Annotated in this window: 5 protein-coding genes; all 5 read right to left on the reverse strand. The window is 66.4% G+C overall.

Features of this window, described 5'->3' with window-relative positions; genetic code table 11:
* Positions 1-731: VacJ family lipoprotein (locus G3N99_RS36625; RefSeq protein WP_206124798.1), on the reverse strand; the 731-nt coding region annotated here is incomplete at its 3' end.
* A gap of 31 nt (positions 732-762) precedes the next feature.
* The gene (gene mlaD / locus G3N99_RS36630) at positions 763-1,323 is read right to left on the reverse strand and encodes an outer membrane lipid asymmetry maintenance protein MlaD (RefSeq protein WP_041492723.1); all 561 of its coding nucleotides are present in this window, start codon (positions 1,321-1,323) and stop codon (positions 763-765) included.
* A 24-nt stretch (positions 1,324-1,347) separates the two neighbouring features.
* Positions 1,348-2,115 (reverse strand): lipid asymmetry maintenance ABC transporter permease subunit MlaE, encoded by a 768-nt coding sequence (gene mlaE, locus G3N99_RS36635; protein ID WP_006477137.1) that lies wholly within the window; start codon positions 2,113-2,115, stop codon positions 1,348-1,350.
* Positions 2,112-2,933, reverse strand: coding sequence for an ABC transporter ATP-binding protein (locus G3N99_RS36640; RefSeq protein ID WP_174939799.1), 822 nt, complete (start codon positions 2,931-2,933; stop codon positions 2,112-2,114). Before G3N99_RS36640 ends, mlaE begins: the two co-directional genes overlap by 4 nt.
* 84 nt (positions 2,934-3,017) lie before the next feature.
* Positions 3,018-3,648, reverse strand: a 631-nt coding sequence (gene thiE, locus G3N99_RS36645) for a thiamine phosphate synthase (RefSeq protein WP_206124797.1), incomplete at its 5' end; no start/stop codon positions are given.

Raw genomic sequence — 3,648 nt, forward strand, 5'->3', positions numbered from 1 at the left:
TACTTCGGCAGCGCGTCGTTGCTCGACGTCGCGGCCGCCTCGCCGCGCGCGTTGCTGATCAGCATCTGGCGACGCTGCAGGTACGCGTTACGCACGAACGAATACTTGTCGAGCGCCGCGGCATCCAGCACGTCGCCCGCGCCGAGCAGGTTCGAACGCGTGTTGACGAGGTTGACACCGAACAGGCCCCAGCTCACGCCGTCCGGCTTCACGTAGGTGAGCGGGTTGCCGACGTAGTCGACGCCCAGGCCGGCCGTGTCGCGCAGCGTGCTCGGGCCGAGCAGCGGCAGCACGAGGTACGGGCCCGACGGCATGCCGTAGCGGCCCATCGTGATCCCGAAGTCGGCCGTGTGCTTCGGCAGCTTCGCGATCGTCGCGACGTCGAACAGGCCGCCGACGCCGAACACCGTGTTGATCACGACGCGCATGATGTCGCCGACGCCGTCCGCGATCCGCAGCTGCACGATGTTGTTCGCGGCGATGTAGACGTCGCCGATGTTCGAGAAGAAGTTCGTCACGCTGTCGCGCACCGGCTGCGGCACCACGTACTGGTAGCCCTTCGCGACCGGCTTCAGCGCATACGTGTCGACCTTGTCGTTGAACGTGTACATCGTCCGGTTGAAGCCTTCGAGCGGATCGCCCTTGGTCGGCGTCTGCACGGTCGCGCAGCCGCTCAACGCGGCGACTGCCGCTACCGCCAGCGCGGCCTGCCTGATGCGGATCGTCTGCATGGTCATTACCCTCTTGTTTTCTCTCGTGTGGTTATTGGGCCGCCGAACCGGACGCGGCGGACACCGCCGACGCCGGCACCGCCACCGGTGCCGGTGCGGCCGGCGCACCGGCTGCCGGCTTCGCCCCACCCGCATCGGCAGCCTTGCTGTACAGGAACTGGCCGATCAGGTTTTCGAGCACGATCGCCGATTGCGTCATCGTGATCGTATCGCCCGTCTTCAGCATTTCGGTGTCACCGCCCGGATCCAGACCGATATATTGCTCGCCGAGCAGGCCCGACGTCAGGATCTTCGCCGACGAATCCTTCGGGAATTGATACTGGCCGTCGACATCGATCGTGACAAGTGCCTGGTACGTATTCGTGTCGAAGCCGATCGTCTTCACGCGGCCGACCACGACGCCTGCGCTCTTCACGGCCGCGCGCGGCTTCAGCCCGCCGATATTGTCGAATTTCATCTTCACCGAATAGGTCGGCTGAAACGACAGCGAGCTCATGTTGCCGACCTTCAGCGCCAGGAACAGCACCGCAAGGAAGCCCACCACCACGAACAGGCCGACCCAGAAGTCGAGAGCAGTCTTTTTCATCGTCATCCCAAAATTTGGCTTGGCTGAGGCTTAGCTGAACATCAGCGCGGTCAGCAGGAAATCGAGGCCGAGTACGGCGAGCGACGCGAACACGACCGTCTTGGTGGTCGCGCGCGACACGCCCTCGGGCGTGGGCTTCGCTTCATACCCTTGATACAGCGCAATGAAGGTCACGGCGAACCCGAACACGATGCTCTTCAGCACGCCGTTGCCGACGTCGGCCCAGACCTGCACGCCGCCCTGCATCTGCGACCAGAACGCGCCCGGATCGACGCCGATCAGCACGACGCCGACGAAGTAGCCGCCGAGCACGCCGACCGCGTTGAAGATCGCGGCCAGCAGCGGCATCGCGATGATGCCCGCCCACATGCGCGGCGCGATCACGTTCTTGATCGGGTCCACCGCCATCATCTCGAGCGCGGTGAGCTGCTCGCCGGCTTTCATCAGACCGATCTCGGCCGTGAGCGACGTGCCCGCGCGGCCCGCGAACAGCAGCGCGGTGACGACCGGCCCGAGCTCACGCACCAGCGACAGCGCGACCAGCAGGCCGAGCGCCTGCTCGGAACCGTAGCGGTTCAGCGTGTAATACCCCTGCAGGCCGAGCACGAAGCCGACGAACAGCCCCGACACGGCAATGATCACGAACGAATAGTTGCCGAGGAAGTGGATCTGCTTCGTGACCAGCCGCGGCCGGCGCAGCAGCGGGAAGAATTCCAGCACGAGGCGCACGAACAGCCGCGTGCCGTAGCCCGCGCGCTCGAGGCCGCCGATGACGTAACGTCCGATCGCGCTGATCATGCGCGCCCTCCGCCGAGCCCGAAATCCGCTGCGAGCGGCGGGCTCTGGTAATGAAATTTGAACGGGCCGTCCGGCGCACCGTCGATGAACTGCCGCACGCTCGGATCGGTCGATGCGCGCAGCTCGTCGGGCGTACCCTGCGCGAGCACGCCGCCGTTGGCCAGGAAATACACGTAGTCGGCGATCGCGAACGATTCCGGCACGTCGTGCGTGACGAGGATCGACGTGGCGCCCAGCGCCTGGTTCAGCGTGCGGATCAGGTTCGCGGTGATGCCGAGCGAGATCGGATCGAGGCCCGCGAACGGCTCGTCGTACATGATGAGCTGCGGATCGAGCGCGATCGCGCGTGCCAGCGCGATGCGGCGCGCCATCCCGCCCGACACCTCGGACGGCATCAGGTCGCGCGCGCCGCGCAGCCCGACCGCGTTGAGCTTCATCAGCACGAGGTCGCGGATCAGGTCTTCGGGCAGGTCGGTGTGCTCGCGCAGCGCGAACGCGACGTTCTCGAACACCGACATGTCGGTGAACAGCGCGCCGAACTGGAACAGCATGCCCATCTTGCGGCGCAGCGCATACAGGCCGTCGCGCGTTTGCGCGCCGACGTCGGCGCCGTCGAACAGCACCTGGCCGCGGCGCGCACGCACCAGGCCGCCGATCAGGCGCAGCACGGTCGTCTTGCCGCAACCCGACCCGCCCATGACCGCAACGACCTGCCCACGCCCGAAGCGCAGGTTCAGGTTCGACAGGACGAGGCGGTCGCCGTAGCCAAAGTCGACGTCGCGGAGTTCCAGCAGTGTGTCGGTAGGAGTGGGGCTCACGGAGCGGACAATCCTTTTACGCAGAACGCCGAATTATAGGGCCTGCATTGGAATGATGTCGTGACGCCGTTCCGGGCCCTGCGGTCAATGATTGTCAAATTGTCCGGGAAAACATTGCTGCAATGCAACAACAGCAGCCCGATAGTCGGCCGCGCCCGTCACCGCACTGACCACCGCGACACTGCCGACGCCCGTTGCCAGCACGGCCGACAGCGCGTCGAGCCCCACCCCGCCGATCGCGACGAGCGGCGCCTGCGTGCCCGCGAAGCGCGCATAGCGGGTGATCCGGGCGAGCCCCTGCGGCGGCGCCGCAACGGCCTTGGTCGCAGTCGCGTACACGGGGCCGAGCGCCAGGTAGCTCGGGCGTTCGTGCAGCGCCCGCAACATTTCGTAATAGCCGTGGCTCGAAAGTCCGAGCCGCAGGCCCGCCCGCGCGATTGCCGCCAGATCGGCCGTCTCGAGGTCTTCCTGGCCCAGATGAACGCCGTACGCCCCCTCTTCTGCAGCGATCTGCCAGTGATCGTTGATGAACACGCGCGCATCGGGAAAGCGGCGCCCGGCCGCGACCGCACGTGCGATTTCCCGCCGCAAGGTGTCCGGCGTTGCGCCTTTCACACGCAGTTGCACGGTCCGCACACCGCAATCGAGCACGCGCTCGACCCATTCGGCGTCCGGCACGACCGGATAAAGGCCCAGCTGTGCGGGGCACGGTGCG

The sequence above is a fragment of the Burkholderia sp. Ac-20392 genome (assembly GCF_017104585.1).
GTDB classification, from domain to species: Bacteria; Pseudomonadota; Gammaproteobacteria; order Burkholderiales; family Burkholderiaceae; genus Burkholderia; species Burkholderia lata.